This is a genomic window from Bowmanella yangjiangensis (genome assembly GCF_017255015.1).
GTDB lineage: Bacteria > Pseudomonadota > Gammaproteobacteria > Enterobacterales > Alteromonadaceae > Bowmanella > Bowmanella yangjiangensis.
This window is the reverse complement of sequence record NZ_JAFKCS010000010.1, coordinates 1-526: the sequence shown is the minus strand read 5'-3', so window position 1 is coordinate 526 and position 526 is coordinate 1. Positions and strand designations below refer to the sequence as shown.

The window sequence follows — 526 nt, the reverse complement described above, 5'->3', positions numbered from 1 at the left end:
TGGCGGCGATGATAACCGCGCCATCCGGCATCTGTCCTGGTTGCTCCTGATAGTCTGCGGCAATGCCCTTGGCGGCCAGATCTGCGGTGGCGACCCGGGCATGAGGATTAGACGGCCCGGCCATATTGCGCACTACCGATGAAAGGTCAAACTTAAGTACCCGCTCGTACTCAGCACCTTGCATTTGGTCAGCCCAAAGACCGGTGGCCTTGGCATAAATTTCTACCAGACTAACCTGCTTATCTTCACGACCGGTTAAGCGCAGATAATCAATGGTTTGCTTGTCGATATAGAACATGGCTGCCGTGGCGCCGTATTCCGGAGTCATATTGGAAATGGTGGCTCGATCGCCAAGAGTTAAGCTGGATGCGCCCTCGCCGAAGAATTCCAGATAGGCCCCGACGACTTTTTCCTTACGCAGGAACTCGGTAATGGCCAGCACAATGTCGGTGGCGGTAATGCCGGGGTGAGGCTTGCCGGTCAGCTCCACGCCGACAATATCGGGCAGACGCATCCAGGAGGCGCG

At 56.5% G+C, this 526-nt stretch carries 1 protein-coding gene; it reads right to left on the bottom strand.

Going from position 1 to position 526, the window contains the following annotated elements; all coding sequences use genetic code 11:
- Positions 1-526, bottom strand: a 526-nt coding sequence (locus tag J0A65_RS27345) for an aconitase family protein (protein WP_269814659.1), incomplete at both ends; no start/stop codon positions are given.